Annotated in this window: 30 protein-coding genes and 1 riboswitch; of the genes, 20 read left to right on the forward strand and 10 right to left on the reverse strand. The window is 62.1% G+C overall.

The window, feature by feature from the left end; all coding sequences use genetic code 11:
* Positions 1-9: 9 nt before the first annotated feature.
* Positions 10-261, reverse strand: coding sequence for a DUF2312 domain-containing protein (locus tag DWB67_RS08675; RefSeq protein WP_119807134.1), 252 nt, complete (start codon positions 259-261; stop codon positions 10-12).
* Between the two features lie 109 nt (positions 262-370).
* Between DWB67_RS08675 and DWB67_RS08680 the strand changes: the two genes are divergently transcribed.
* The 5 genes from DWB67_RS08680 (at position 371) to DWB67_RS08700 (ending at position 3,507) form a co-directional block, all read left to right on the forward strand.
* A complete protein-coding gene (locus DWB67_RS08680) occupies positions 371-598 on the forward strand; it encodes a hypothetical protein (protein WP_119807135.1) in 228 nt (75 codons plus the stop codon).
* A 50-nt stretch (positions 599-648) separates the two neighbouring features.
* Positions 649-1,074, forward strand: coding sequence for a YeeE/YedE family protein (locus DWB67_RS08685; protein WP_119807136.1), 426 nt, complete (start codon positions 649-651; stop codon positions 1,072-1,074).
* Entirely contained in the window at positions 1,071-1,460 is a 390-nt protein-coding gene (locus DWB67_RS08690; protein WP_119807225.1) for a DUF6691 family protein, read from the forward strand. Before DWB67_RS08685 ends, DWB67_RS08690 begins: the two co-directional genes overlap by 4 nt.
* Positions 1,457-1,906 carry a D-aminoacyl-tRNA deacylase gene (gene dtd, locus DWB67_RS08695; protein WP_119807137.1) on the forward strand — a complete coding sequence of 150 codons (450 nt, stop codon included), beginning with the start codon at positions 1,457-1,459 and terminating at the stop codon, positions 1,904-1,906. The genes DWB67_RS08690 and dtd overlap by 4 nt, the downstream gene beginning before the upstream one ends.
* A gap of 365 nt (positions 1,907-2,271) precedes the next feature.
* Positions 2,272-3,507, forward strand: coding sequence for a DEAD/DEAH box helicase (locus DWB67_RS08700; protein WP_255418615.1), 1,236 nt, complete (start codon positions 2,272-2,274; stop codon positions 3,505-3,507).
* Positions 3,508-3,568: 61 nt separating this feature from the next.
* On the opposite strand, the gene DWB67_RS08705 is transcribed toward DWB67_RS08700, so the two are convergent.
* Positions 3,569-4,756, reverse strand: coding sequence for a multidrug effflux MFS transporter (locus DWB67_RS08705; RefSeq protein ID WP_119807138.1), 1,188 nt, complete (start codon positions 4,754-4,756; stop codon positions 3,569-3,571).
* A gap of 127 nt (positions 4,757-4,883) precedes the next feature.
* Here DWB67_RS08705 and DWB67_RS08710 point away from each other — a divergent pair, with 127 nt between their 5' ends.
* The 7 genes from DWB67_RS08710 to DWB67_RS08740 all read left to right on the forward strand — a co-directional run bounded on the left by DWB67_RS08710 (position 4,884) and on the right by DWB67_RS08740 (position 10,951).
* Complete coding sequence (locus tag DWB67_RS08710; RefSeq protein ID WP_119807139.1) at positions 4,884-5,456, forward strand: thymidine kinase; 573 nt, start codon at positions 4,884-4,886, stop codon at positions 5,454-5,456.
* 86 nt (positions 5,457-5,542) lie between these two features.
* Positions 5,543-6,688, forward strand: coding sequence for a D-alanyl-D-alanine carboxypeptidase family protein (locus tag DWB67_RS08715; RefSeq protein WP_119807140.1), 1,146 nt, complete (start codon positions 5,543-5,545; stop codon positions 6,686-6,688).
* Entirely contained in the window at positions 6,688-7,284 is a 597-nt protein-coding gene (gene tmk / locus DWB67_RS08720; protein ID WP_119807141.1) for a dTMP kinase, read from the forward strand. Before DWB67_RS08715 ends, tmk begins: the two co-directional genes overlap by 1 nt.
* Entirely contained in the window at positions 7,281-8,393 is a 1,113-nt protein-coding gene (locus tag DWB67_RS08725; RefSeq protein WP_119807142.1) for a DNA polymerase III subunit delta', read from the forward strand. Before tmk ends, DWB67_RS08725 begins: the two co-directional genes overlap by 4 nt.
* Positions 8,394-8,397: 4 nt before the next feature.
* Positions 8,398-9,195, forward strand: coding sequence for a TatD family hydrolase (locus tag DWB67_RS08730; protein ID WP_119807143.1), 798 nt, complete (start codon positions 8,398-8,400; stop codon positions 9,193-9,195).
* On the forward strand, positions 9,192-10,010 hold the full coding sequence (locus DWB67_RS08735; RefSeq protein ID WP_119807144.1) for an MBL fold metallo-hydrolase: 819 nt from the start codon (positions 9,192-9,194) through the stop codon (positions 10,008-10,010). The genes DWB67_RS08730 and DWB67_RS08735 overlap by 4 nt, the downstream gene beginning before the upstream one ends.
* Positions 10,007-10,951 carry an AEC family transporter gene (locus DWB67_RS08740; protein WP_119807145.1) on the forward strand — a complete coding sequence of 315 codons (945 nt, stop codon included), beginning with the start codon at positions 10,007-10,009 and terminating at the stop codon, positions 10,949-10,951. The genes DWB67_RS08735 and DWB67_RS08740 overlap by 4 nt, the downstream gene beginning before the upstream one ends.
* Before the next feature lie 33 nt (positions 10,952-10,984).
* Here the strand turns inward: DWB67_RS08740 and DWB67_RS08745 are convergent, their stop codons facing one another.
* The 4 genes from DWB67_RS08745 to DWB67_RS08760 all read right to left on the reverse strand — a co-directional run bounded on the left by DWB67_RS08745 (position 10,985) and on the right by DWB67_RS08760 (position 15,548).
* The gene (locus DWB67_RS08745) at positions 10,985-11,938 is read right to left on the reverse strand and encodes an ABC transporter permease (protein WP_119807146.1); all 954 of its coding nucleotides are present in this window, start codon (positions 11,936-11,938) and stop codon (positions 10,985-10,987) included.
* A gap of 4 nt (positions 11,939-11,942) precedes the next feature.
* Positions 11,943-13,241, reverse strand: a complete 1,299-nt coding sequence (locus DWB67_RS08750) for an ABC transporter permease (RefSeq protein WP_119807147.1) — start codon at positions 13,239-13,241, stop codon at positions 11,943-11,945.
* Positions 13,242-13,269: 28 nt separating this feature from the next.
* Positions 13,270-14,346 (reverse strand): ABC transporter substrate-binding protein, encoded by a 1,077-nt coding sequence (locus DWB67_RS08755; protein ID WP_255418605.1) that lies wholly within the window; start codon positions 14,344-14,346, stop codon positions 13,270-13,272.
* 98 nt (positions 14,347-14,444) lie between these two features.
* Positions 14,445-15,548, reverse strand: coding sequence for an ABC transporter ATP-binding protein (locus tag DWB67_RS08760; protein WP_119807148.1), 1,104 nt, complete (start codon positions 15,546-15,548; stop codon positions 14,445-14,447).
* On the opposite strand from DWB67_RS08760, the gene DWB67_RS18020 reads away from it, so the two are divergent.
* Positions 15,504-15,650 (forward strand): hypothetical protein, encoded by a 147-nt coding sequence (locus DWB67_RS18020; RefSeq protein WP_182911535.1) that lies wholly within the window; start codon positions 15,504-15,506, stop codon positions 15,648-15,650. The genes DWB67_RS08760 and DWB67_RS18020 overlap by 45 nt on opposite strands.
* Before the next feature lie 114 nt (positions 15,651-15,764).
* Here the strand turns inward: DWB67_RS18020 and DWB67_RS08765 are convergent, their stop codons facing one another.
* Complete coding sequence (locus DWB67_RS08765; RefSeq protein ID WP_119807228.1) at positions 15,765-17,660, reverse strand: DEAD/DEAH box helicase; 1,896 nt, start codon at positions 17,658-17,660, stop codon at positions 15,765-15,767.
* Positions 17,661-17,890: 230 nt separating this feature from the next.
* Between DWB67_RS08765 and chrA the strand changes: the two genes are divergently transcribed.
* The 7 genes from chrA (at position 17,891) to DWB67_RS08800 (ending at position 23,668) form a co-directional block, all read left to right on the forward strand.
* Positions 17,891-19,201 carry a chromate efflux transporter gene (gene chrA / locus DWB67_RS08770; protein WP_119807149.1) on the forward strand — a complete coding sequence of 437 codons (1,311 nt, stop codon included), beginning with the start codon at positions 17,891-17,893 and terminating at the stop codon, positions 19,199-19,201.
* Between the two features lie 40 nt (positions 19,202-19,241).
* A riboswitch (TPP riboswitch) is annotated at positions 19,242-19,344 on the forward strand.
* Between the two features lie 64 nt (positions 19,345-19,408).
* Positions 19,409-20,212 (forward strand): bifunctional hydroxymethylpyrimidine kinase/phosphomethylpyrimidine kinase, encoded by an 804-nt coding sequence (gene thiD, locus DWB67_RS08775; protein ID WP_255418606.1) that lies wholly within the window; start codon positions 19,409-19,411, stop codon positions 20,210-20,212.
* A complete protein-coding gene (locus DWB67_RS08780; protein WP_119807229.1) occupies positions 20,205-21,176 on the forward strand; it encodes an FAD-dependent oxidoreductase in 972 nt (323 codons plus the stop codon). The genes thiD and DWB67_RS08780 overlap by 8 nt, the downstream gene beginning before the upstream one ends.
* Positions 21,166-21,363 (forward strand): sulfur carrier protein ThiS, encoded by a 198-nt coding sequence (gene thiS, locus DWB67_RS08785; protein ID WP_119807151.1) that lies wholly within the window; start codon positions 21,166-21,168, stop codon positions 21,361-21,363. Before DWB67_RS08780 ends, thiS begins: the two co-directional genes overlap by 11 nt.
* A gap of 3 nt (positions 21,364-21,366) precedes the next feature.
* On the forward strand, positions 21,367-22,128 hold the full coding sequence (locus DWB67_RS08790) for a thiazole synthase (RefSeq protein ID WP_119807152.1): 762 nt from the start codon (positions 21,367-21,369) through the stop codon (positions 22,126-22,128).
* Positions 22,125-22,715: a thiamine phosphate synthase gene (locus tag DWB67_RS08795; RefSeq protein WP_119807153.1), complete on the forward strand. Its 591-nt coding sequence runs from the start codon at positions 22,125-22,127 to the stop codon at positions 22,713-22,715. The genes DWB67_RS08790 and DWB67_RS08795 overlap by 4 nt, the downstream gene beginning before the upstream one ends.
* Complete coding sequence (locus DWB67_RS08800) at positions 22,700-23,668, forward strand: ThiF family adenylyltransferase (protein ID WP_370453579.1); 969 nt, start codon at positions 22,700-22,702, stop codon at positions 23,666-23,668. The genes DWB67_RS08795 and DWB67_RS08800 overlap by 16 nt, the downstream gene beginning before the upstream one ends.
* A 48-nt stretch (positions 23,669-23,716) precedes the next feature.
* On the opposite strand, the gene DWB67_RS08805 is transcribed toward DWB67_RS08800, so the two are convergent.
* From DWB67_RS08805 to DWB67_RS08815, 3 genes are read right to left on the reverse strand one after another with little or no spacing between them, the layout of a single operon-like run.
* Positions 23,717-24,490: a MetQ/NlpA family ABC transporter substrate-binding protein gene (locus tag DWB67_RS08805; RefSeq protein WP_119807155.1), complete on the reverse strand. Its 774-nt coding sequence runs from the start codon at positions 24,488-24,490 to the stop codon at positions 23,717-23,719.
* 30 nt (positions 24,491-24,520) lie between these two features.
* Positions 24,521-25,195 (reverse strand): methionine ABC transporter permease, encoded by a 675-nt coding sequence (locus DWB67_RS08810; protein WP_119807156.1) that lies wholly within the window; start codon positions 25,193-25,195, stop codon positions 24,521-24,523.
* Positions 25,185-26,246 carry a methionine ABC transporter ATP-binding protein gene (locus DWB67_RS08815; protein WP_119807157.1) on the reverse strand — a complete coding sequence of 354 codons (1,062 nt, stop codon included), beginning with the start codon at positions 26,244-26,246 and terminating at the stop codon, positions 25,185-25,187. The genes DWB67_RS08810 and DWB67_RS08815 overlap by 11 nt, the downstream gene beginning before the upstream one ends.
* Between the last annotated feature and the right edge of the window lie 76 nt (positions 26,247-26,322).

A 26,322-nucleotide genomic window follows, 5' to 3' on the forward strand; every position in this document is an offset into this window, starting at 1 on the left:
CCGTCATAATCAGGCCATGCCAAGCGCGGATTTGTACATTTCCAGAATGGCTTCTTCCTCGGCAATATCATCATGGTCGCGCTTGCGCAGCGCGATGATCTTTTTCATCACCTTGGTATCATAACCGCGGGCTTTTGCCTCGCTCATGATCTCTTTTTGCTGCTCGGCGATGTCTTTCTTTTCGGCTTCCAGCTGTTCGAACTGTTCGATGAACTGGCGCAGTTCGTCTGCGGCAACGCTGTAGGTATGATCATCCGACATCGTATTCTTCCTTCCTGAGCTTTTGGAGGTTGTGTTAGGCGGTCTTGTTGCGGGGTGCAATCGCCGCTAGGGGCGGCCCGACGCAGGTTTGAACAGATAAGGACGCGACATGACGCTTTTCGACTGGATCATCTGGACGGGTGCCGCTTTGACACTGCTGGGGCTGATCGCTTTGGTCTGGTGCATCTGGACCGTTGCCCGCGCCAAAAGCAAAGGCATGGATGACGAAGCCCTGCGTATCCGCATGCGCGGCGTGCTGGCGGTGAATATGGGGGCCTTGGCTGCGTCCTGCATCGGATTGATGATGGTGGTTATCGGCATCGTTCTGGCCCCTTGACACATTCCGTTACGTGAATACATTCGCGCCATCATAACCGGAGCGTGAAGATGAACCCTGACTGGATTGCGGGACTGATCGGCGGCTTGATGATCGGCGCGGCGGCCGCGCTGTATCTGCTGGGCAATGGTCGCATCATGGGGGCCAGCGGATTGCTGGGGGGCCTGATCGACGGAACAGGACGCAGCAATAGGGCTGAGCGTATTGTTTTTATCGTCGCGCTTGTTCTGGTCCCTGCCCTGCTTGTCCGGTCAGATGTTGTTCAGCCCGCGCAGCCTGTCGCCGGTCTCGGCGTTCTGACCCTTGCCGGTCTGCTGGTGGGTTTCGGCACGCGGCTGGGCAATGGCTGCACATCCGGTCACGGGGTTTGCGGAATTTCGCGTCTGTCCAAAAGGGGCATCGTTGCCACGCTGGTCTATCTGGCGACGGGGGTGCTGGCGGTGGTTGCTGTGCGCTTGTTGGGGTGGTCGGTATGATCCGCCTGTTGATCGCCGCCATATCCGGCGGGCTGTTCGGGGCAGGATTGGCCATATCGGGCATGACCGACCCCGCCAAGGTGCGCGGCTGGCTGGATATCTTCGGCGCATGGGATCCGACGCTGGCCTTTGTGCTGGGCGGGGCAATCCTTTTCATGGCGATTGCATGGCGGTTCAAAACCCCGCGCCAGCCCGCGCCATCAGCACCGGTTGACGGGCGGCTGATTGGTGGCGCTGCCCTGTTCGGCCTTGGCTGGGGGCTGTCGGGCCTGTGCCCCGGCCCCGCAATGGCATCGCTGACCTTTAGCGGCCCGTCGGTCGTGATCTTTTTCACCGCAATGGCCGCCGGAATGGCGCTGTTCGGCATATGGAGCAAACGTGTATGAGAATCCTTGTCCAGCGGGTCAGCGAAGCTTCGGTTCAGGTGGATGGCCAGATGATCGGCCAGATCGGCGCGGGTCTGCTGTTGCTGGTTTGCGCGATGCAAGGTGACGACGAAGCCGCCGCCGACAAGATGGCGACCCGCGTCGCCCGCCTGCGGATTTTCAAGGATGATGATGGCCGCATGAACCGCGCGTTGACCGATACAGGCGGCGCGGCGCTGGTCGTCAGCCAGTTCACATTGGCCGCCGATACGCGCAGCGGCAACCGCCCCGGTTTTTCATCGGCAGCAGCACCCGATGATGGCAAACGGTTGTATGAACGCTTTGCCGAAAGCCTGCGAAATCAGGGCATTCATACCGAAACCGGACAATTCGGGGCCGATATGAAGGTGCGGCTGTTGAATGACGGGCCGGTCACGATCTGGCTGGACAGCGCAGACCGCGCTTGACTTTTGGGGCAAGTTGCCCCATCTGCCCCCTATCGCCAACCGCTGCCGCGTGAGCAGCTACAAGTCCAGCTTGTTCCGGCGGCGATACCCATTCCAGTTTCCCATTCACGCGGGGAGGCATGCAGGCACCCTCGTATCACGCCTGCACCCCTGCAATAAGCCGCGCCACTTTGCGCGGCCCATGCCGTTGCGTCCGATACGAGGGATGCAGGGCACGAAAGTCTATGATGGAACAGAATAACACCCGCCGCCGCCCCAACCGTGGCGGCAAATCCGCACCTCGTCATTCCGCGCATTCGGCGCAGATCAACGAAGGTCGCCACACCACATCGCGTGATCCGCTGGCAACCGGCGCATTTGCCGATATGGGCATCGATCACCGTATCAACGCCAATCTGGCCGCGATGGGCCTGACCACCCCGACCCCGATTCAGGCGCAGGGCATTCCAGCGATTGTCGAAGGTCGTGACGTGCTGGGTCTGGCCCAGACCGGCACCGGCAAAACGGCGGCATTCGGCCTGCCGATGCTGACCCGCCTGATCAATTTCGGCAAAAAGCCCGATCCGCGCACCTGCCGCGCGCTGATCCTTGCGCCGACCCGCGAACTGGCCACCCAGATCGCCACCAATATCGACGCCTATGCCGAAGGCACGCCGATCCGCAGCTTCCGCGTTGTGGGCGGTGCCTCGATCAACGTCCAGACCGAGCGTTTGTCGCGCGGTGTCGATGTGCTGATCGCCACGCCGGGTCGCCTGATGGACCTGATCGAACGTCGCGCCATCAGCCTTGAGGCCACCACCTATCTGGTGCTGGACGAGGCTGACCAGATGCTGGACATCGGCTTTATCCATACGCTGCGCAAGATCGCCCGCATGTTGCCGCGCGAACGCCAGACGCTGATGTTCTCGGCCACGATGCCGAAGCTGATGTCGGAACTGTCGGACACCTATCTGACCAATCCGGTCAAGGTTGCCGTCAACCCTCCGGGGCAGGCTGCCAAGCAGATTGAACAGGGCGTGCATTTCGTCGGCCAGGGCGACAAATCGACCCTGCTGGCCGAATATATGTCCAAGCACACCAACGAATTGTCGATGGTTTTTGGCCGCACCAAGCACGGCTGCGAAAAGCTGGCCAAGCTGCTGGACAAATGGGGCTTTGCCGTTGCCGCGATCCATGGCAACAAAAGTCAGGGTCAACGCGAACGCGCGCTGGAGTCCTTCCGCAAGGGGGACATCAAGGTTCTGGTCGCAACCGACGTTGCAGCCCGTGGTCTGGACATCCCTGAAGTGGCGCATGTCTATAACTTCGACCTGCCGAATGTGCCGGAAAACTATGTCCACCGCATTGGCCGGACGGCCCGCGCCGGTCGTGAAGGCCGCGCCGTTGCGTTCTGCGCCCCTGCCGAGGTCGGCGAATTGCGCGCCATCGAAAAGGCGATGAAAAACTCGATCCCTGTGATCGGTGGCGAAGTGCCCTTCGGTGCGCCCCCTGCCGGTGGCCCCGGTGCCGCACGCAGCCGCAAGTTCGGCGGCCCCGACACCGGCGGCAACAAGCGTCCGGCCCGTCGCCCGTCGCGCGCGCCCAAATCGCGTGCCAGCTGATCGCGTTATATGACTGATAAAAGGGCCGCAGGATATTGATCCTGCGGCCCTTTTTTAATTCTTAGATCAGTCGCAAACGCGGCAGGGCCAGAAATGCCACCACCCACGCCAGCAGCGCGCAAAGCGCGATTGCCGGAACCATGGTTGCGGCGCTGTTGTCCATGAAGGGTCCCGTCAGCGCGATCATAACGCCGCCTGTCAGCATCTGGAACGTCCCGCCAATGGATGACGCCAATCCGGCAATATCGGGATGCGGGTCCAGCGACATCACCATGGCGGTCGGCATCACCAGCCCTAGACAGGCGTTGGACAAAAACAGCCCCGCCATCACCACCGGCAGCGCATCGACACCCGCCCAGACAATCAGGGTTGTCAGAACACTCGTCCCCGCAAAGCCGGTCAGGGCCAGTGAAATCACCCGCTCCATCCCGAAGCGTTCGGCCATGCGCCCTGCAAATTGCGTGGCGCTGAAGAACCCGACGGCATTGGCTGCGAAGGCCAGTGAAAATCCGGTCGGGCTTAGCCCGTATTGGCGCGTATAGACAAAGCTGGCGCTGGACAGGAACACGAAGAAGCTGGCCATGCCAAAGCCGCCGATCATCGTCAGGCCCATAAAGCGGCCACTGGCGAACAGGCGTTTGGCCCCCGACCACATCACCCCAAGGCGAACAGGCTGGCGGTCCTGCGGGGGCAGTGTTTCGGGCAGAACGAACAGGATCAACCCAAGGCTAAGGATGGCCGCGACCGCCAGAACGCCGAAGATATCACGCCAGCCGCCCCATGCCAGAACGATGGATCCCGTCAAAGGGGCCAGCATCGGCGACACGGAAATGACGATCATGATCGCCGCCATCATCCTGGCCGCCGCAGGTCCCGTGGCCATATCGCGGATGATCGCACGCGGCACGGCCATCAGCGTGGCCGCCCCAAGACCCTGCACGGCGCGAGCCGCGATCAACCAGCCAAGCGTCGGGGCCAGGGCCGCAGCAATTGTCGCCGCGCTGAAGATCGCAACGCCGATCAGCAAGGGCCGCTTGCGCCCCATGGCATCCGACATCGGGCCATAAATCATCTGCGCCAGTCCGAAGACGATGAAATAGGCGGTCAGGGTCAGGGCGGCACCTGCCTCGGATGTGTCCAGATCACGCGCGACTTCGGGCAAGGCGGGCAGATACATGTCGATGGCAAATGGCCCGACAGCGGAAAGCAGACCCAGAACAAGGGCCATGCGGAACAGCGGATCACGCATCAGGGCGACCTTTCATCATCATATGGGACGGAAACAGACCGGCACGGCCCGTTGCAGCGGTTCTTGCATGCAGCGCGGCATCAGACAACCTTGATCGAACCGCCGGACGGCGCTATGGCCTGCCCGCATGGCAAAGCTGTATTTCAATTACTCGACGATGAACGCGGGCAAAAGCACGATGCTTTTGCAGGCTTCCTATAACTATCGTGAACGGGGCATGCAGACGCTGCTGCTGACGGCTGCGCTGGACAGCCGCGCAGGCACCGCACGCGTTGCCAGCCGTATCGGCATCGCCGAAGAGGCGCAGACCTTTGACGACACCACGGATCTTTTCGCGCTTGTCAGCCCCGAAATCCCCGACATCGCCTGCGTTTTCATTGACGAGGCGCAGTTCCTGACCCGCGAACAGGTCTGGCAGCTGGCGCGGATTGCCGATGATCTGGGCGTTCCGGTCATGTGCTATGGCTTGCGTGTCGATTTTCAGGGCCAGCTGTTCCCCGGATCGGCAGCCCTTCTGGCATTGGCCGATGACATGCGCGAGGTCCGCACCATCTGCCATTGCGGAAAAAAAGCCACGATGGTCATCCGCCGCGACGGCGACGGCAATGTCATGACGCAGGGCCAGCAGGTGCAGGTCGGCGGAAACGAAAGCTATGTCTCGCTTTGCCGGAAACACTGGCGGCAGGCCGTCGGGCTGTGATCAATTTTTCTACATGGCCGGATCGGCGCGTTGCGGGGCGGCGGGGCTTGATGTAACCATCGCCCCAAACAGGCAAAGGACACATCATGCGCGCATTTTTCCTTAAGGTTGCGGCCGTGATTGCATTCGCGGCCCCCGCGCAGGCTTTCGATACCAACGCCACTTCCGCATGGGTCTATGACGTGCAGACCGGTACGGTGCTGATGGAAAAGGATGCGGACAAACCGATTCCTCCCGCTTCAATGTCCAAGCTGATGACGCTTTACATGCTGTTCGAGGCTTTGGAGGATGGCCGCGTCCAGCTGGACACCCAGCTTCCCGTGTCCAGCCGCGCCCGTGCGATGGGCGGGTCGACGATGTTCCTGAACGAACAGGACCGTCCCACCGTCGAACAGCTGATCAAGGGCATTATCGTCCTATCCGGCAATGATGCCTGCGTTGTGGTTGCCGAAGGCCTTGCCGGAACCGAGGAAGCCTTTGCCCGCCAGATGACCGAACGCGGTCGCCAGATCGGGTTGGAAAATTCGACCTTCCACAACTCGAACGGTTGGCCACATCCCGAACACCGGATGTCCACGCATGATCTGGGCACCGTCGCCCGCCTGCTGATCCAGAAATTCCCGCAGTATTATAAGAACTTCGGCCTGACCGAATTCCAGTACGAAGACCGCGCCCCTTCGAACCGCTATAACCGCAATCCGCTTTTGAAGCTGGGCATCGGTGCGGATGGTCTGAAGACCGGTCACACGCAGGAAGCGGGCTATGGCCTTGTCGGGTCTGCCGTGCAGGATGACCGTCGTGTGATCTTTGTCATCAGCGGTCTGGACAGCGACCGCGCCCGTGCCGAGGAATCCGAACGCATCGTCAATTGGGCCTTCCGCCAGTTTACCATGGAAAACCTTGTTCCGGCGGGTGAAACCGTGGTCGATGCGCCGGTCTGGCTGGGCACCGAAAGCCATGTCGGGCTGACCACCGAAAACGGCGTGAACGTGCTGGTGCCTGCCGGCGTCAAGGATCAGGTCAAGGTCGAAGTGGTCTATGACAGCCCCCTGCCCGCACCCATTGCCAAGGGTGATCAACTGGGCAATCTGGTCGTCACAATCCCCGGCACGCGCGACACCATCACCCCGCTGATCGCCACCGCCGACATCCCCGAGGCGGGATTTCTGGGCCGCATGAAGGGGGCCGTGATCCAGCTTGGCCAACGCGCCATCAGCTCTGTCGCGAACTGATGCTGATCAGCTTCGAAGGCATTGACGGCTGCGGCAAGTCGACCCAATCGCGTTTGCTGGCCGACAGCCTGCGCGCGCAAGGGCGTGATGTGCTGCTGACCCGCGAACCGGGCGGCAGCCCTGGGGCCGAGGAAATCCGCCGTCTGCTGGTCGAAGGTGATGGCGAACGCTGGTCGCCCGAAACCGAATGCCTGCTGTTCACTGCCGCCCGCCGTGACCATCTGGAATGCAGCATCCGCCCTGCGCTGGCGGCGGGGCAAGTAATCATCACCGACCGCTTTGCCGACAGCACGCGGGTCTATCAGGGCACCACGCGCGGTGATCTGCGCGCCATGGTGGACCGTCTGCATGACCTGATGATCGGCACCGAACCCGACCGCACCTTTGTCATCGACATTGCCCCCGAAACCGGATTGGCCCGCGGCATGGCCCGTGGCGGGGCCGAAGATCGCTTCGAAAGCCTTGGTCTTGGGTTCCAGCAACAACTGGCCATCGGGTTTCGCGCCCTTGCCGCCGAATATCCCGACCGTGTGCGGTTGATCGACGGCAGCGGTTCACAAGATGACGTCGCCGCCCGCGTGTTGGCGGCGCTGTGAAAACCGATCCTGACGATATTCCCGAACCCGACCGCGTTCCGGGGGCGCTGCATCCCCGCCATACCGCGCGGTTGATTGGACAGGATCACGCCATCGCGGATTTCGTTCAGGCCGCCCGCAGCGACCGTCTGCACCATGCTTGGATGCTGACCGGCCCGCGCGGGGTGGGCAAGGCGACGATGGCGTGGTCCATTGCCCGCTGGCTGCTGTCCAACGGCACTAACAACGATCTGACCGTTGATCCCGACACCCCCGAAGCACGACGCATCGCCGCCCTGTCGGAATCGCGGCTGCAACTGATCCGCCGCCCGTGGGACGATAAAACCAGCCGTTTACGGGCCGAAATCACCGTGGATGAGGTCCGCAAGCTGCTGTCGTTCTATCATCTGTCATCCTCGGAAGGGGGGCGACGGATCGCGATTATCGACGCAGCCGATGATATGAACGTCCCCGCCGCCAACGCCCTGCTGAAGGTGTTGGAGGAACCGCCGAAAGACGCGCTGATCCTGCTGGTGGCGCATCAACCGGCACGTTTGTTGCCCACCATCCGGTCGCGTTGCCGCACGCTGCGCCTGATGCCGATGAAGCCCGCGCAGATGGGCGGCATCCTGGCCGACCAAGGCATCGACGAGGACGCCGAAGCCTTGTCCGCCCTGTCTGACGGTTCCGTGGGTGAGGCTTTGCGTCTTGCCGGTCAGGGGGGGCTGGACCGCTATCAACAGCTGGTCGATCTGTTTTCCACCCTGCCCCGCATGGACCGGCTGGCCGCCGCAAAATTCGCCGACACGGCTGCGGGACGGGCGGGCGCTGACGGCGATCCCTTCGATCTGGCGATTACATTGCTGGACCGCTTCCTGATACGGTTGGCGCGTGCGGGGCTGATGGGTGCGCCTCTGCCCCAAGCGGCCAAGGGTGAGGGCGCGTTGATGGCGCGGCTTTCGCCCAACGATTGGGCATCCCGCGTCTGGGCCGATGCACAGGCCCGCCTGTCGGCACGTGCCCGCACGGGACGGGCGGTCAACCTTGACCCTGCGGCGCTGGTGATGGATATGGTTCTGGAACTGGCGCAATTGCCACCCGCGCAATCCGCCCCGACTGCCAAAGGTTGACAATATGCAAGACACGACCCCCCCGCAGATCGTGGACAGTCATTGCCATCTGGATTTTCCCGATTTTGACGGCGAACATGACGACCTGATTTCCCGCGCACAAGCGGCTGGTGTGTCGCGTATGGTCACCATCTGCACGCGCCTGCGTCAGGAACCGCAAGTTCGCGCGCTGGCCGATGCGCATGATTGCGTCTTTTACGCCGCCGGCACCCACCCGATGAGCGTGGCTGACGAACCCATGGCAACGGTCGAGGAACTGGTCGCGCTGGCCCAACACCCGAAATTTGTCGGCATCGGCGAAACCGGTCTGGATTATCACTACACCGCCGAAAGCGCCGTGGCCCAACAGGAAAGCCTGTTGATCCATATCGAGGCCGCACGTCAGACCCGCCTGCCCCTGATCATCCACGCCCGCGACGCCGATGACGACATGGCCCGCATCCTGACCCGCGAACACAAGGCCGGCGCATTCAGCTGCGTCATGCATTGTTTTAGCAGCGGTGCGGAACTGGGCAGGGCCGCGCTGGATCTGGGGTTCTATCTGTCGATGTCGGGCATTGCGACATTCCCGCGGTCGCAGGATGTGCGCGATATCTTTGCCGCCGCCCCGCTGGACCGGATTCTGGTGGAAACCGACAGCCCCTATCTGGCCCCGAAACCGCATCGCGGCCGCCGCAACGAACCCGCCTATGTTGCAAAAACTGCCGAGGTGGGCGCACAGGTGTTCGGTATTGATTACGCCGAATTCGCGGCACAAACGACGGCGAATTTCGACCGCTTGTTCTGGAAGGCCGCACAATGATCCGCGCGACGATCCTTGGCTGCGGATCGTCGGGCGGCGTGCCGCGTCTGGGCGGACGTTGGGGCGCATGCGATCCTGAAAACCCGCGCAACCGTCGCCGCCGCTGTTCGCTGTTGGTGGAACGTGACGGACCTGATGGCACCACGCAGGTGCTGATTGATACCGGCCCCGATCTGGTCCCGCAGATGCTGGATGCCGGTGTGGCGACGCTGGATGCGGTGGTTTACACCCATGCCCATGCAGACCATGTCCATGGCATCGACGACCTGCGCCAGATGGTCTTTAACGCGCGCCGCATCCTGCCGCTTTGGGCCGACACCCCGACAACCGAGGCTTTGCAGGCGCGCTTCGGCTATATCTTTGAAACACCCGAAGGCAGTTTCTATCCCCCCATTTGTGCGCTGAACCAGATCACGGGTCGCATTAGCATTGATGGCCCCGGCGGGACGATCGATATGATCCCCTTTCGCGTGCAGCATGGTGAAATTACCTCGCTCGGGTTTCGTATTGGCGGATTGGTCTATCTGCCCGATGTGTCTGCCATTCCCGAAGATGCGTGGCACCTGATTCAGGACGCCCCCGTCTTTATCATCGACGCCCTGCGTTACGAACCGCACCCCAGCCATGCACATCTGCAGCAAGCACTGGACTGGATCGAACGGGCGAAAAACCCGCGCGCTGTGCTGACGAACATGCATATCGATATCGATTATGCGACAGTCGATGCCGAAACGCCTGATCATATTGTCCCCGCCTATGACGGAATGACGATTACAACGACCGCCGAGACCCCCGCACTTCCGTCTGCACTATGAGTGCGCTTTTCAACATTATTCTTCCGGTTTTCTTGATCATCGGCTTTGGATATCTTGTCGCATGGCGCGGATGGTTCAAAGACAACGCTGTCGATGGATTGATGAGCTTTGCGCAGAATTTCGCTGTGCCGACACTGCTTTTCGCCTCGATCGCACGGCTGGATCTGGGGACCGAGTTTCGCGCACAGCTGCTGATCCCCTTCTATGCCGGTGCGATCCTTAGTTTTCTTGCGGGATCGGCGGGGGCAAAGCTGCTGTCCAACCGCCCCGCAGAAGATTGCGTTGCCATCGGCTTTGTCTGCATGTTTTCCAATTCCCTGCTGTTGGGCGTCCCGATCACCGAGCGCGCCTATGGGGCAGGTGCGCTGGATGGCAATTGGGCGATTATCGCCCTGCATTCGCCGCTGCTTTATACATTTGGTATTACGGTGATGGAATTCACACGGGCACGCGGCAGCGATCTGTCGGTGGGGCGCGTGGCGATGCGGGCGATGACGGGGGTGCTGCGGACCTCTTTGGTGATCGGCATTTTGCTGGGCGTCGTTACCAATCTTCTGATGCATGCGGGACTGGTTCTGCCTTCCGGGTTCTGGGATGCGGTCGATATGATCGGGCGCGCGGCCCTTCCGGCGGCCTTGTTCGGCCTGGGTGGCGTTCTTCACCGCTATCGCCCCGAAGGTGACATGGCGACCATTACCATGTGCTGTGGCTTTGCATTGATCCTGCATCCAGCCATTACGTACGGGTCCGGCATGTTGCTGGGACTGGATCGGGACGGAATGCGATCGGCAGTGATGACGGCAAGTATGGCACCGGGCATCAATGCCTATCTGTTCGCGAATGTTTACGGGACGGCGAAACGGGTCGCAGCCTCGACCGTGCTGATCGCGACAGGTATTTCGACGCTGACCATTTGGATGTGGCTGACGATCCTGCCGTAAATTACGGGGGAATATGGCATTCCCCCGCTCGGTTTATTGCGGGCTAAGACCGCGGATGCGTTCAGACCTGCGGCGCAGCAATTCCACCGTGGTCAGCAGCGCGATTGAAAAGATCACCAGCAGTGTCGCTACTGCCAGAATGGCGGGGCTGATCTGTTCACGGATTCCGTTCCACATCTGGCGCGGAATGGTTTGCTGGTCCGGCCCTGCGATAAACAGAACGGCCACAACCTCGTCGAACGAGGTGACAAAGGCGAAAAGCGCCCCCGACACCACACCGGGAAGGATCAGGGGCATCGTCACCCGAAAGAAGGTCACCCGCGGGTTCGCGCCCAAAGATGCTGCAGCCCTGTTCAGCGATTGGTCGAACCCGACCAATGTTGCCGTGACCGTAATGATCACAAAGGGGATCCCCAAGGTGGCATGGGCCAGAATAACCCCGACATAGGTTCCTGCCAGACGGCCACATTGCGGGCTGAACCCGAAGATGGTCAGCAGCTCGCACGGGTTGGAATAGAAAAAGAACATCCCCGTTGCCGTGATGATCAGCGGCACGATCATCGGTGAAATCAGAATTGCCATGATTGCCCGCCGGAAGGGCATTTCTGGCCGCGACAGACCAAGTGCGGCCAATGTCCCAAGCGATGTCGCCACAATCGTCGAACATACCCCGATGATGATCGAGTTTTTCGCCGCCTTCACCCATTTCGCATTCGCCCATGCATCCGCCCACCATGACGTGTCGCGAACGGCGTCAGGGGCCTGCATGCCGAAGGTCAGCAGGCTATCGTACCAGCGCAGGCTGTAGCCTTCGGGATCAAAGCTGCGCATTTTCTCGGTGAAGGTAAAATAAGGTTCGGCGTTGAAGGACAGCGGGATGATCACGATGATCGGGGCGATCAGGAAGAAAAAGATCGCCACGCAGATCGCGACATAGGCGTAATGCCAGATGCGTTCCAACGGGGTGGCATAGGATGGTACGGCCATGTGATTACCCCAGCTTAAGGTTGTCGACGCCCACCAGCCGGTCATACAGCCAGTAAAGGGCAAGAACCGCGCCAAGCAACAGCGCCGCAAGGGCCGCCGCAATCGACCAGTTCAGCGTGCCGGTCATATGTTGCGCGATCATATTCGAGATCAGCTGACCCGAAGATCCCCCCACCAGCGCGGGCGTGATGTAATAGCCGACGGCCAGAATAAAGACCAACATCGCCCCTGCCCCCAAACCCGGAAGCGTTTGCGGGAAATAGATCCGGCGGAACGCGGTCCAGCTGGTGGCCCCCAGACTGCGCGCGGCGCGCACATAGCTGGGGTTGATTGTCCGCATGACCGAATACAGCGGCAGGATCATGAACGGCAGCAGTATATGCGTCATGGCGATGATGGTGCCCGTCTGGTTATAGATCATCTGCCAACGCTGCCCGTCGGGGATAATGCCGATCCAGACCAGAAGGTCGTTGATAACGCCTTGTTGTTGCAACAGAACCATCCAGCTGGTCGTCCGCACCAGCAGCGATGTCCAGAAGGGCAACAGCACAAGGATCATCAGCAGGTTCGATTTCCGCATCGGCAGAGTCGCCAGCAGATGCGCGATCGGAAAGCCCAGCACAAAGGTCAGCGCCGTGATCAGCCCTGACAGCCAGAAGGTCCGCCAGAACAGCATCACATAGACGCGCTGGCGTTCATCCACCTGTTCGATATTGCCCTCCGCATCCCGCGTCCGGTCGACCGAGGCCAGATAGAAGTTCGCGGTATAGGGCTTTGATGCCTCGCGCATGGTCGACCACAGCTGCGGGTCGGCCCATTCGTCGTCAATCTCCAGCAGGGTCTGCTGATAGGGTGGATCTATTCCGCGCCGCACCTTGCGACCGGTCGAGGTGAACAGCGACCGCGTCCCCGGCATATCGTAATTCACCCGCGTGCCCACGGTGCCGATATTGCGCGCCTCGGCCGAGGCTTGCAGATCCAGCGCCAAGGCCTGCCACGCCGCATCATCGGGGACAGTGCCGCGTTCGGTTTGCGCAAACCACGCCGAGGTCAGCGGCATATTCGCCGAGAAGCCGTCGTTATAGAATGATCGCTGCAACATCTGACCGATCGGAACCACAAAGGTGATCAGCACAAAGGCCAGCAGCGGCAGGACCAGAAAGAATGCCTTGCGACGCAGGCGGGCCTGACTGCGGGCCAGTGCCTTGACCAGCGGTTTGCCGTCGGCAGTTGTCAGTGGACCGGTCGCAGGTCCGGATGGATCAGTTATCGCCATATCATCCCCGAAATTCAGGGCCGTCATCCCGGGTCAGGGATGACGGCGTTGCAGTTCAGGAATTGGCCAGCCAGCTGTTGAAACGCTCGGTCAGTTGGGCGGAATGGTCGGCCCAGAATTCCGGATTATCCAGAACCGCGCTTTCAAGGTTGGCAGGTGCCGTCGGCATATGTGGCGCCATTTCGGTGGTGCCATCCTTATACATGCCAACCAGTTCCGCCGAGGATTTTCGCGCCGGACCATAGCTGATGTATTGCGCCTGATCGGCCAGACGCTGGGTGTCGGTGGCGAATTTCAGGTATTCCATCGCCTCTTCGGGGTTGGGGGCATCGACCGGAATGACGAACATATCCAGATCCATGTATTGCCCGTCCCAAATCACCTCGAACGGCTGGTTTTCACCGACCATGGCGTCAAAGATACGACCGTTATATGCGGTGGTCATGCTGACCTCTCCGTCGGCCAGCAGCTGCACGGGCTGGGCACCGGCTTCCCACCAGACGACGTCATTCTTGATGGTATCCAGCTTGTCGAATGCGCGTTGAACGCCTTCATCGGTATCCAGAACGTCATAGACATCGGCGGCGGCAACGCCGTCCGCGATCAGCGCCAGATACAGCGTGCGCTTTGGGTTCTTTGGCAGGCCGCGCTTTCCGGGGAATGTTTCGGTGTCGAAGAAATCGACTGCGGAGGTCGGGGGATTATCCTCGAACTTCGTCGTATTATAGGAAATTACCGTGCCCCAGACGATGTTCGCCACGGCGCAATCCAGCAGCGCCCCTTCCACGAAATCATCAATGGCCGGCGTACCATCGGGGGCCGCAGGCAGCATGGCAGGATCGATTTCGACCAAGGCACCTTCGTCGCACAGACGGATGGCGTCTGAAACCTCGACGTCGAAGACATCGCCCGACACGTTTCTGGCCTCGACCTGCGCGCGCAGCGGGGTCGCGGGGTTATCGGCCGCGATCATCGTGACCTTGATGCCGGTTTCTTCGGTAAAAGGCTTGTTATAAGCCTCGACCTGACTTGTCTCATAGGCCCCACCCCAAGAGACGACGTTCACTTCTTGCGCTGCGGCACCAAAGGCGATGCCTGCAAGGGCGGTGGACATAATAAGCGTGGTTTTCACAATAGACTCCCTTTTGGATATGACCGGACTTTGCGCCCGTTATCATTGGCCCCTTGGCGGGGCGCGGAACCGGCGGGATAATCCCGCCCGATCCGGCGTCAGATCGGGTCCAGCGCGCGGGCATCTTCGGGATGCCAGCCGATGCGGACAGTCTGTCCCGCATCCAGTCGCGTTTGACCGATGGTATTGCGCATTTTCATGACGAAATTATCGCTGCCCGCAACACGCAGGCGGGCGCGCAAAATGTCACCCATATAGATGACCTGCAAAACCTGCGCCTCGATCGTATGGGCACCTTCCGGCATCATTTCGGGTTTGAATTCCACCCGTTCCGGCCTGATCGAGACTGTGGTCCGCTGCCCCTTTTCGCGGATATTCACCGCCGTTGCGTCAATCAGCCCGCCGTCATCCAGCCGCACCAATGCCTTATCGTCATCCAGCTGTTCGATGGTGCCGGCCAGTGCATTGTTTTCACCGATAAATCCGGCAACAAAACTGTTTTCGGGCCGCTCATACAGTTCCGCAGGCGGGGCAAGCTGCTGGATGCGCCCGTCGTTAAAGACGGCAACGCGGTCGGACATGGTTAAAGCCTCACCCTGATCATGGGTGACATAGACGACGGTAATGCCCAGCTGTTCATGCAGGTTCTTGATTTCGAACTGCATATGTTCGCGAAGCTGCTTGTCCAAGGCGCCCAAAGGTTCATCCATCAGCACCAGTTGCGGATCGAAGACCAGCGCGCGGGCCAAGGCGATACGCTGTTGTTGGCCACCTGACAGCTGGGCAGGACGGCGGTTGATGAAATCACCCATCTGCACCATGTCCAGCGCGCGCTTGACGCGGGTTTCGCGTTCATCGCGCGACAGGCCGCGCACCTCTAGGGGGAAGGACAGGTTTTCGCCCACCGTCATATGTGGAAACAGGGCATAGTTCTGGAACACCATGCCGATGCCGCGCTTATGCGGGGGCACCTGATTGATGGGGCGACCATCCAGACGGATATCACCGTGAGTGGCTGTCTCGAAGCCCGCCAGCATCATCAGGCAAGTGGTTTTGCCGGAACCTGACGGCCCCAACATGGTGACAAATTCCCCCTTGGCAATCGAAAGATTCAAGTCTTTGACGACAAGTGTCTGTCCATCATAGCTTTTTTGCACATGCTCGAATTCGACGAACGCGTCGCCCTTTCGGTCTTCTCGCAAAAGGCGCTCTCCCTGTTGTCGTTTTATTGTTCAGCGCTGCTTGCAAGGTTAAGCGGGCATCCGCCGTTCTGGCAACAGTCTTCTATGTCGGCATTTGCATAAGAAAACGCGCCCTGCGGGCATATCAAGCCCGGGGCGCGTTGCAGTATCATTGTCTTACGTCTTCCTTTGGCGTCGCCCGTCAGGCGGGCACTACGCCAAAAAAACAGGCATCAATCAGCCCTTACGATGCGGCTTGGCACCAAAAGGCTTGTCCGAGCGGGGCTTTTTCGCCGCCCAAGCAGGCTTGGCGCCCGCAGGTTTGCGCGGTCCGGCACCATCGGAAGACTTCTTCTTCCATGCCTTCACCGCGGGCTTCGAACCTTCCATGCGGGCCTCGACGGCACCGTCGTCGGGAATCCAGCCGCCTTTGGCCGCTTTGACACGGTCGGTATGTGCCCCGCCTTCGTCACGACGACGCGGTGCAGGTTTTGCCCGTGCGGCGCGGTCTTCGCGCGGTGGACGCGGGGCGCGTTCCATCGGTGCGTCCAGATCCGGCGCGCCTTCCATGCGGCGCATCGACACCTCGGGGGTGATTTCCATGAAGTCACCGAAACGATCCGCCACTTCCTGCGCGATCTGGACATAGCTCAGATCCTGCTTGACGCGGATCGCGCCAATGCTGTCACGGGTGATCCCGCCAGCGTCGCAAATTTTCGGCAGCAGCCAGCGCGCCTCGGCGCGGCCCGAATGGCCAACCGACATCGTGAACCAGACCGAGGGACCGAATTCGCGCTGGACGCGGGGGGCCATCGGCGCGGGCGGGGCCTGCGTTTCCATCAGCTCCTCGGCGGCGGGGCGGCCTTCGCGCCACATACGCAGGAATGCCACTGCGATCTGTTCGGCACCGAATTTTTCCAGCAGCTGGGCGGCCAATGGCGCGTCTTCACCCGGGGCGTCGCGCAATGCGTCATGGTCCAGCATGCGCTGGTCATCACGTTCGCGAACATCATCAGCCGAGGGCGCTTTGGCCCATTCGGCAACAACCTTGGCGTTCTGCATTAGACGCTGTGCACGCTTGTAATCGGACGACGGCACGATCAGCGCCGAAACACCCTTGGAACCAGCACGGCCCGTCCGGCCCGAACGGTGCAGCAGGGTTTCGGGGTTGGTCGGCAGATCGGCGTGGATCACCAGTTCCAGACCCGGAAGGTCGATCCCGCGTGCAGCAACGTCGGTTGCAACGCAGACACGGGCGCGTCCGTCACGCAGCGCCTGCAGCGCGTGGGTGCGTTCCTGCTGGCTCAGTTCACCCGACAGGGCGACGCATTTAAAGCCACGGTTGGACATACGCGCCAACAGGTGGTTCACGTTCGCACGGGTCTTGCAGAACACGATCGAGGTTTGTGCCTCGTGCATCCGCAGCAGGTTAAAGATGGCGGGTTCGCGGTCGCGTGCCGTCACGCTATAGGCGCGATAGGCGATGTCGCCATGCTGGCGGGCTTCGCCAAGGGCGGCAATCCGCAGCGCGCTGCGCTGGAAATCACGGGCCAGTTTTTCGATGGCGGGCGGCACAGTGGCCGAGAACATCAGCGTACGACGTTCTTCGGGGGCCGCGGCCAGAATATATTCAAGATCGTCGCGGAAACCCAGATCCAGCATTTCGTCGGCTTCGTCCAGAACGGCGGCGCGAAGCGATGTCAGATCAAGGCTGCCACGGTCGATATGGTCGCGCAGACGGCCGGGGGTGCCGACGACGATCTGTGCGCCCTGCTGCAGGTTGCGGCGTTCGGTGCGGTAATCCATGCCACCGACGCAGGTCGCGATGCGGGCATTGGTTCCGGCATACAGCCATTCCAGTTCGCGTGCGACTTGCAGTGCCAGTTCGCGGGTCGGCGCGATCGCCAGTGCCAGCGGACGGTCGCCTTCCAGCGTTTGTCCGTCCAGCAGCAGGTCGGCGCCGATTGCCAGACCGAAGGCAACGGTTTTACCCGATCCGGTCTGTGCCGAAACCAACAGGTCGCGGCCCTGTGCATCATCCGCCAGAACGGAGGATTGCACAGCGGTCAGGCTTTCATAGCCCTTGGAAGCCAGCGCCGCCTGAAGCGGTGCGGGGAAGTTCAATTCAGTCATGTGATTCGCCAAATGGGGGGTGTCCAGCACCCGATGAGCGGCATCCCGTCGCTGCGACCGGCCCACCCTGCACCCGCCGCCCCGTACATGCGGAGCCAAAGAGGGCGTTACTATGCGATGATTTCCGAAAAGTCCACGCCTGATTTATGTATTTCTTCAAAACCTTCCGGACTTGACTTGCCACATGCCGGAAGGGCTGATGCCGACAGCCCCCAGCGACAGGTTCCGACATGCCACAGCTTGCCCATCCCCCCATACGCGATGCCTGGAAGGTCTGGGCACGGATTGCCGCGCTTAGCTTCGGGGGGCCTGCAGGGCAGATCGCCGTCATGCACCGCATTCTGGTCGAGGAAAAGCGCTGGATCGACGAGGATCGCTTTTTGCATGCCCTGAACTTCTGCATGCTGCTGCCCGGACCCGAGGCGCAGCAGCTGGCCACCTATGTCGGCTGGCTGATGCATGGCGTTCGCGGCGCATTGATCGCAGGCATCCTGTTCATCCTGCCGGGTGTCGTGGCGATTACGGCGCTTAGCGTGATCTATGTCACCCTTGGTGATGTGGGGATCGTGGCGGGGATGTTCTTCGGCCTGAAAGCCGCCGTGCTGGCAATCGTGGTTCAGGCCGTCATCCGGCTGGCGGGCAAGACGCTGAAGGGGCCGGTGCCGCGCGTCATTGCGGCGGCGGCATTTGTCGCACTGTTCGCCTTGGGCGCGCCTTTCCCGCTGGTGATCGGTCTGGCGGCGATTGCTGGATGGCTGGGCGCGCAATTCGGTCTGGCTGCCTTTACGGTCGCACCGATTTCCGATGCCAGCACCCTGCCCGCGCAGGATGCTAGCGCCGCCCGCCGCGCGGCGATCTGGGCGTTGGTCCTGTGGATGGCACCTGTTCTAGCGCTGGTCATATTTGCCCCGCATAGCGTCTTTGCCGATATCGCGACCTTCTTTTCGCGACTGGCGGTGCTGTCCTTTGGCGGGGCCTATGCCGTTCTTGCATGGGTCGGGCAAGAGGCTGTCGGCCACTATGGCTGGCTGCAACCGACCCAGATGCTGGACGGTTTGGGTATGGCCGAAACCACCCCCGGCCCGCTGATCATGGTGCTGCAATTCGTGGGCTTTATGGCAGCGATGGGTGCTGACTGGGCGCACCCGTTGGTCGCAGCAATACTGGGCGGTTTGCTGGCCACATGGGTCACCTTTGCGCCGTGTTTTGCGTTCATTTTCATCGGTGCGCCGTTTATGGAGGGGATGCGTCGCAGCACCCGCCTGTCGGCCGCTCTGCGCGCCGTGACCGCAGCCGTGGTCGGGGTCATCCTGAACCTTGCCGTCTGGTTCGCTATCCATCTGATCTGGCGCCAGACGATGACGTGGCAGATGGGTCCGCTGCAGGCCGATCTGCCGGTCATGTCATCGCTGGACCCTGTTGCGGCCATCCTGACGCTGACCACGCTGGTCATCGCCCTGTGGCTGCGTATCGGCATGGCGACCCTGCTGGGCGGCGCGGCCTTGGCGGGGATTGCGCTGCAAATGGCGGGACTGACCTGATCCCCCTTGCGGGCCACCGCCTGCCCCGCTAACCTTTATCTGCAAACCGTTGGGGTGTCCCGTTACAGGGGCTGAGAGGCGAAAGCCAACCCATCGAACCTGATCCGGGTCATACCGGCGGAGGGAACGGTGCAGATGATCGCGGGGCCAGTCCTGCCTTTTGCTCCCCCTTGTGCCGGTCCGACCCCCGACCACAAGGAGGCTGTCTTGACCCCCACCGCCCTGACCATCGCCGGTTCCGATTCCGGAGGAGGCGCCGGTATACAGGCCGATCTGAAGACCTTTTCCGCACTTGGCGTTTACGGTGCCAGCGTCATCACCGCGCTGACCGCCCAGAACACCCGTGCCGTCACGATGGTCGCCCCCACAACCGCCGCGATGATCACCGCCCAGATGGATGCGGTTTTCGATGATCTGGACATCCATGCGGTCAAGCTGGGCATGCTGGGGGGCGTCGACGCCATCCGCGCCGTCGCCAGGGGGTTACAGGACCGCGATCTGCCGGTCATCCTTGATCCGGTCATGGTGGCAAAATCCGGCGATGCGCTGCTGGACAACGATGCGATCGGGTCATTGCGTGACCTGCTGCTGCCCCGCGCCACCCTGCTGACCCCCAACCTGCCCGAGGCGGCACGCCTGCTGGGGTGCCCCATGGCCGAAACGCGCAGGGACATGCTGGATCAGGCTTCGGCGTTGATCGCGCAAGGCGCGCACGCCGTGCTGATGAAGGGCGGACATGGACAAGGGCCGGAATGCCACGATCTGTTGGTGACGCCCGATCAGGTTACCGCCTTCACTGCCCGCCGCCACGCCACCCGCAACACCCATGGCACCGGTTGCACCCTGTCTGCGGCCATCGCGGCAGGGCTGGCCAAAGGGATGGATCTGACGCAGGCGGTCGCCAAAGCCCACAGCTATCTTCAAGGCGCAATCGCTGCGGCAGATGATCTGGACATCGGGCAGGGGCACGGACCGGTCCACCATTTCCATGCGGTCTGGTCCCATGCATGATATCACTATCATCGGCGCGGGCGTCGCTGGTCTTTTCGCGGCATATGACCTGTCCTTGCGCGGCCTGACCCTGCGTATTCTGGACCGCAACGGCCCACCTGCGGCGCATGGTTGTTCATGGTGGGCGGGCGGTATGCTGGCCCCTTACTGCGAAGGGGTCACCGCCGATCCGTTGATCACCCGCCTTGGCGCAGAATCCGCCGATGCATGGGCGCAGGTGACACAGGTCACCCGTCGCGGCACATTGGTCATCGCGCTGGACCGCGATCGCGCCGAACTGTTACGTTTTGCCCGCCGTGCCGGTCCCCATGACCCATTGGACGCCAGTGCATTAACCGCGCTGGAACCCGACCTTGCCACCCACCGCCAAGGCCTGTTCTTCCCGTCCGAGGCGCATCTGAACCCCCGACGCGCCTTGGCCGATCTGGTCGCCGCCTTGCAAGCCCGCGATATCCATATCGAACAGGCGACAGCCGAACCCGACGATATCACCGGCCCCGTCATCGACGCCCGTGGCATGGCGTCCCCCCTGCCCGACCTGCGTGGTGTGCGGGGCGAGATGGCGGTTCTGCACGCCCCTGACATCACCCTGTCGCGCCCTGTCCGGCTGCTGCATCCGCGCCATCCGCTGTATATCGTGCCACGCGGGAACGGCATTTTCATGCTGGGCGCGACGCAGATCGAAAGCGGCGCCCGTCACCCGATCACCGCCCGTGCCATGCTGGAACTGCTGTCAGCCGCCTATGCGCTGGACACGCGCTTTGCCGAAAGCAGGGTTCTGGAAACAGGGGCCGACCTGCGCCCCGCCTTTCCCGACAACATCCCGCGCGTGACTGTCCGTGGCCGCGTGCTGCGCCTGAACGGCCTGTTCCGTCACGGCTATCTGATGGCCCCTGCCCTTGCCCGACAGGCCGCCGATTACCTGACCCATCAAACCCGTGGAGAGTTGATCCATGAAGATTGAGCTGAACGGCACCCCTCGCCAGATCACCGCCGGCAATGTCGCCGATGCGCTGGTCGAACTGGGCTGGGCTGATGCCCGCGTCGCCACCGCCCTGAACGGCGATTTCCTGCCCACTGCCGCCCGCGCTGGCCAACCGCTGCAAGACGGCGACCGGCTGGAGGTTCTGGCCCCCATGCAAGGAGGATGACCCATGCGTGATTTCTATGGCGTGATGCTGGACAGCCCGCTGATGCTGGGCACGGCGCAATATCCCTCACCGTCGGTGATGCAACAGGCCTTTGCTGCATCGGGGGCCAGTGTTGCCACGGTGTCGCTGCGGCGCGAAAGCGGTCAGGGGCAGGCCTTCGGGCAAATGGTGCGCGACCTTGGCATCCACATCCTGCCCAACACCGCCGGTTGCCATAACGCGCGCGAGGCGATCACCACCGCCCAGATGGCACGCGAAGTCTTCGAAACCAACTGGATCAAGCTGGAAGTGATCGGCCATGCCGACACCCTGCAACCCGATCCCTTCGGCCTGCTGGACGCAGCCGAGACCCTGTCCGCAGACGGCTTCGACGTTTTCCCCTATACGACCGAGGATCAGGTGCTGGCCCAACGCCTGATCGACGCGGGCTGTCGCGTTCTGATGCCTTGGGGGGCGCCCATCGGGTCCGGCATGGGGCTGAACAACCGATACGGGCTGCGGACGCTGCGCGCGGCCTTCCCCGACATTCCAATGGTGATCGACGCGGGGCTGGGCCTGCCCAGCCACGCCGCCGACGCGTTAGAGATGGGCTTCGATGCCGTCCTGCTGAACAGCGCCGTGACGCAGGCGGGTGATCCGGTTGCCATGGCGCGGGCCTTCGGGCTGGCCGTGCAGGCGGGGACCTTGGCCACGCAGGCCGACCCGATGGGGGTGCGCGATATGGGTGCGCCCTCGACCCCGCTGATCGGAAAGGCCTGGCTGTGATGTTACCGCGATTTTACCCGATTTTCGATGATGTCAGCTGGCTGGAACGCGCCCTGCCGCTTGGCGTGAAACTGGTGCAGCTGCGCATCAAGGATGCCTCCCCGGCCGATCTGCGCGCCCAGATCCGGCGCGGGCTGGACCTGACCCGTCAGCACGGCGCGGCGCTGGTCGTCAACGACCACTGGCAGATCGCCATCGACGAAGGCGCCGACTGGCTGCATCTGGGGCAAGAGGATCTGGATGATGCCGACCTGCCCGCCATCCGCCGCGCAGGTCTGAAGTTGGGGCTGTCGACACATGACCATACCGAACTTGACCGCGCATTGGCCTGCACCCCCGATTACATCGTATTGGGGCCGGTCTATCCGACCATCCTGAAAAAGATGAAATGGCATCAGCAGGGGCTGGAGCGCGTCACGGAATGGAAACGCCTGATCGGCCCCATTCCGCTGATCGCCATCGGCGGAATGAACGTGGACCGCGCCAAAGGAGCCTTCGACGCGGGCGCGGATGTCGTCGCCGCCGTCACCGACATCACCTTGAACCCCGACCCCGATGCGCGCATCCGCGATTGGCTGACGCTGTGACCCGCTATGCCCGCCAGATGATCCTGCCGCAAATCGGGGCAGCGGGACAGGACCGGCTGTCACGGGCGCATGTGCTGGTCGTCGGCGCGGGCGGATTGGGTGTACCTGCACTGCAATATCTGGTCGGTGCGGGCGTGGGCCGGATCACCCTGATCGATGGTGATGTGATCGAGGAAACCAATCTGCACCGCCAGCCGATCTATCCGATGCATGCCATCGGCCAGCCCAAAGCCACGGTTGCCGCGCAGATCATGACCGCAATGAACCCCGATGGTCAGATCGACGCGCGGGTAGAATGGCTGGACCCTGCCAATGCGCCTGCCTTGGTCGCACAGGCCGATATCGCGCTCGACTGCGCCGACAGTTTTGCGGTCAGCCTGACGCTGTCGGATGCCTGTTTTGCCGCGAATGTTCCGCTGATCGCGGCCTCGGCGTTGGCGATGTCGGGCTATGTCGCGGGATGCTGCGGGGGCATGCCCAGCCTGCGGGCGATCTTTCCCGACCTGCCTGTCGGGGGCGGCACCTGTGCGACGAATGGTGTGATGGGGCCAGTGGTGGGCATGATCGGGGCGTTGCAGGCGCAGATGGCCATGGCGGTTCTGCTGGACCTGCCCGACAGCCCGTTGGGGCGGCTGATCAGCTTTGATGCCGCAACATGGCGCATGGGCGGGTTCCGTTTTGACCGCGCACCAGAACCCGCGCAGCCCCTGCCGTTCATCGGTCAGACGCAGATCACCAAGCGCGACCTGCTGATCGACCTGCGGTCCGAGGCAGCACCCTTTCGCCCTGATGCCCGCCATATCCCGCCCGACCGCATCACCGATCTGACCCCGCCACAGGGCAGCCGCGTGGTTCTGGCCTGCAAAACCGGACTGCGTGCACATCATGCGGGTCATGCGTTGCGGGGCATATGGGACGGCGAAATCGCCCTGCTGGCCTTGCCCGAGGCATAAAAAAAGGGCCGCCCCAGCGGGACGGCCCTTCATATCAATACGGCGATCTTACCAAGAGGTCAGAACGGCGCCTTCGTATTTTTCGTCGATAAAGGCTTTGATTTCGTCGCTGTGATAAGCCTCGACCAGCGTCTTGACCCAAGGTTCGTCCTGATGGCCCTGCTGGACGACAATGATGTTCACATAGGGGCTTTCAGCCTTTTCCATCGCGATGCTGTCGTTGCGCGGGGACAGACCGGCGGCCAGCGCATAGTTGGTGTTGATGATCGCGATGTCGGCATCGGCCAGCGCGCGGGGCAGTTGTGCTGCATCCAGTTCCAGAAAGCGAAGGTTCTTGGGGTTTGCCGAAACGTCCAGCGGGCTTGGGACCAGACCCGTGCCCTCGGCCAGCGTGATAATGCCCAAGTCCTGCAGCAGCAACAAGGCGCGGCCACCGTTGGTCGGGTCGTTCGGAATGGCGACCTGTGCGCCGTCTTCCAGATCGTCGACCGAGGCCAGATCTTCGGAATAGATGCCCATGGGGGTGGTGATGGTGGTGCCAACCTCGATCAGATCAAAGCCGCGGTCTTTCATCTGGTTTTCCAGATAGGGGCGGTGCTGGAAGCTATTGGCATCCAGATCGCCGTCCGCCAGCGCGGTGTTCGGCACGACGTAATCGGAAAACTCGATGACGTCGATGTTCAGGCCCATGGGCTCGGCGACCTTGGCGACCTCTTCCATGATTTCGGCGTGTTCACCGGGGGACACACCAACTTTGATGTCTTCGGCCATTGCGGCGGTGCCAAGGGCAAGGGCGGATACGAGAGTGGTCAAACGCAACATAAAAGCGTTCCTTTCTTGTCTGCGAAAATCTTAATGACCGCGGTTGCGGGCGGCGCGGCGGTCAACGCGGGCGGCGATCCATTCACCAAGCGACTGGACCAGTTGCACCAGCACAATCAGGATGACGACGACGGCCAGCATCACCTCGGGCATGAAACGCTGGTATCCATAACGGATGCCCAGATCGCCAAGCCCCTGCCCGCCCACGGCACCCACCATCGCGGAATAGCCGATCAGGCTGACAGCGGCCAGCGTCAGGCCAAGGGTGATGCCAGGCAACGCCTCGGGGATCAGGACCTTGCGGATGATCTGCATTGGGGTGGCACCCATGGCGCGGGCAGCCTCGATCAAACCGGCCTCGACCTCGCGGATGGCGTTTTCGACAAGGCGCGCGATGAAGGGCACGGCGGCCAGCGTCAGCGGCACGATGGCAGCATTGGTGCCGATCGAAGTGCCAACGACCAGCCGCGTGAACGGAATGATCGCCACGACCAGAATGATAAAGGGCACGGACCGCGCGGCGTTGACCACCAGCCCCAGCACCTTGTTGACCCAAGGGGCCGACAGCAATTCACCGCGCTGTGAGGTCGCCAGAAACACCCCCAAGGGCAGCCCGCCAAGCGTGCCCAGCAGCGCCGAGATGGCGACCATATACAGCGTCTGCAGGGTGGATTCCCACAGGATCGGGATCAGGTTAGCGGACATATCCCAGCACCTCCGTCGTCAGGCCGTGTTGTTCAAGATAGGCGCGGGCTTCTGCCGCACGCGGTGCGTCGATCGACAACAGCAGGTTGCCGAAGGGATGGGGGCCGACCTCTTCGATGGCACCGGCAAGGATGTTGGCGGCGATGCCCAGCTCGGTCGCCAGCATGGCCAGCATCGGGTCGGTCGCGTGCTGACCGGCGAAGGTGACGCGGATCACCTCTTGCGCGGGACCATCGGGGCGGTTGGTGGTCATGCGGGCGGCCACAAAGGCAGGCAGTGTCGCGCCGGTCACGCCCGAAAGGAAAGACCGCGTCGTGGCATGGGTCGGCTTGGCGAAAACATCATAGGTCGGGCCGGATTCAACAATGCGGCCACCCTCGATGACGGCCATATGGCTGGCGATGTCGCGCAACACGGCCATTTCATGGGTGATCAGCAGGATCGTCAGCCCCAAATCGCGGTTGATCTGCGACAGCAGTTCCAGCACGGTCTGCGTGGTTTCGGGGTCCAGCGCGCTTGTCGCCTCGTCCGACAGCAGGACCTTGGGGCTGGTGGCCAAGGCGCGGGCGATGCCGACGCGCTGTTTCTGGCCGCCCGACATTTCGGCGGGATAGCGGTCGCGATGCGCGGTCAGCCCGACCTGATCGATCAGCTGATCGACCCGTGCCTTGATCTGACCCGAGGGCGTACCCGCAATTTCCAGCGGCAATGCGATATTGCCCCAGACCGTGCGCGAGGCCAGCAGATTGAAGTGCTGGAAGATCATCCCGACATCGCGACGGATAGCACGCAGATCGCTGCCACGCGCCGCGCCGACATCGCGGCCCACGACCTGAACGTGACCTTCGGTCGGGCGTTCCAGCCCGTTCACCATCCGCAGCAGCGTCGATTTACCTGCACCGGAACGGCCGATGATGCCGGTGATGCTGCCGGTCGGAACGGTCAGCGACACGTCCTGCAACGCCATCACCTGCCCGCTGCCCGCTTTGGCGAAGGATTTGCCAAGCTTGTCGAAGATGATCGCCGCATTGGCGGGGGGCGTGCCGGTCATATAATACTGCTTTTCCTTACGATGCGAAGGGCGACGGGATGCCCGAAACAGCCTGCATGTGCAAGACCGCGCCCTA

The sequence above is a fragment of the Paracoccus sp. JM45 genome (assembly GCF_003590715.1).
Taxonomy (GTDB): domain Bacteria; phylum Pseudomonadota; class Alphaproteobacteria; order Rhodobacterales; family Rhodobacteraceae; genus Paracoccus.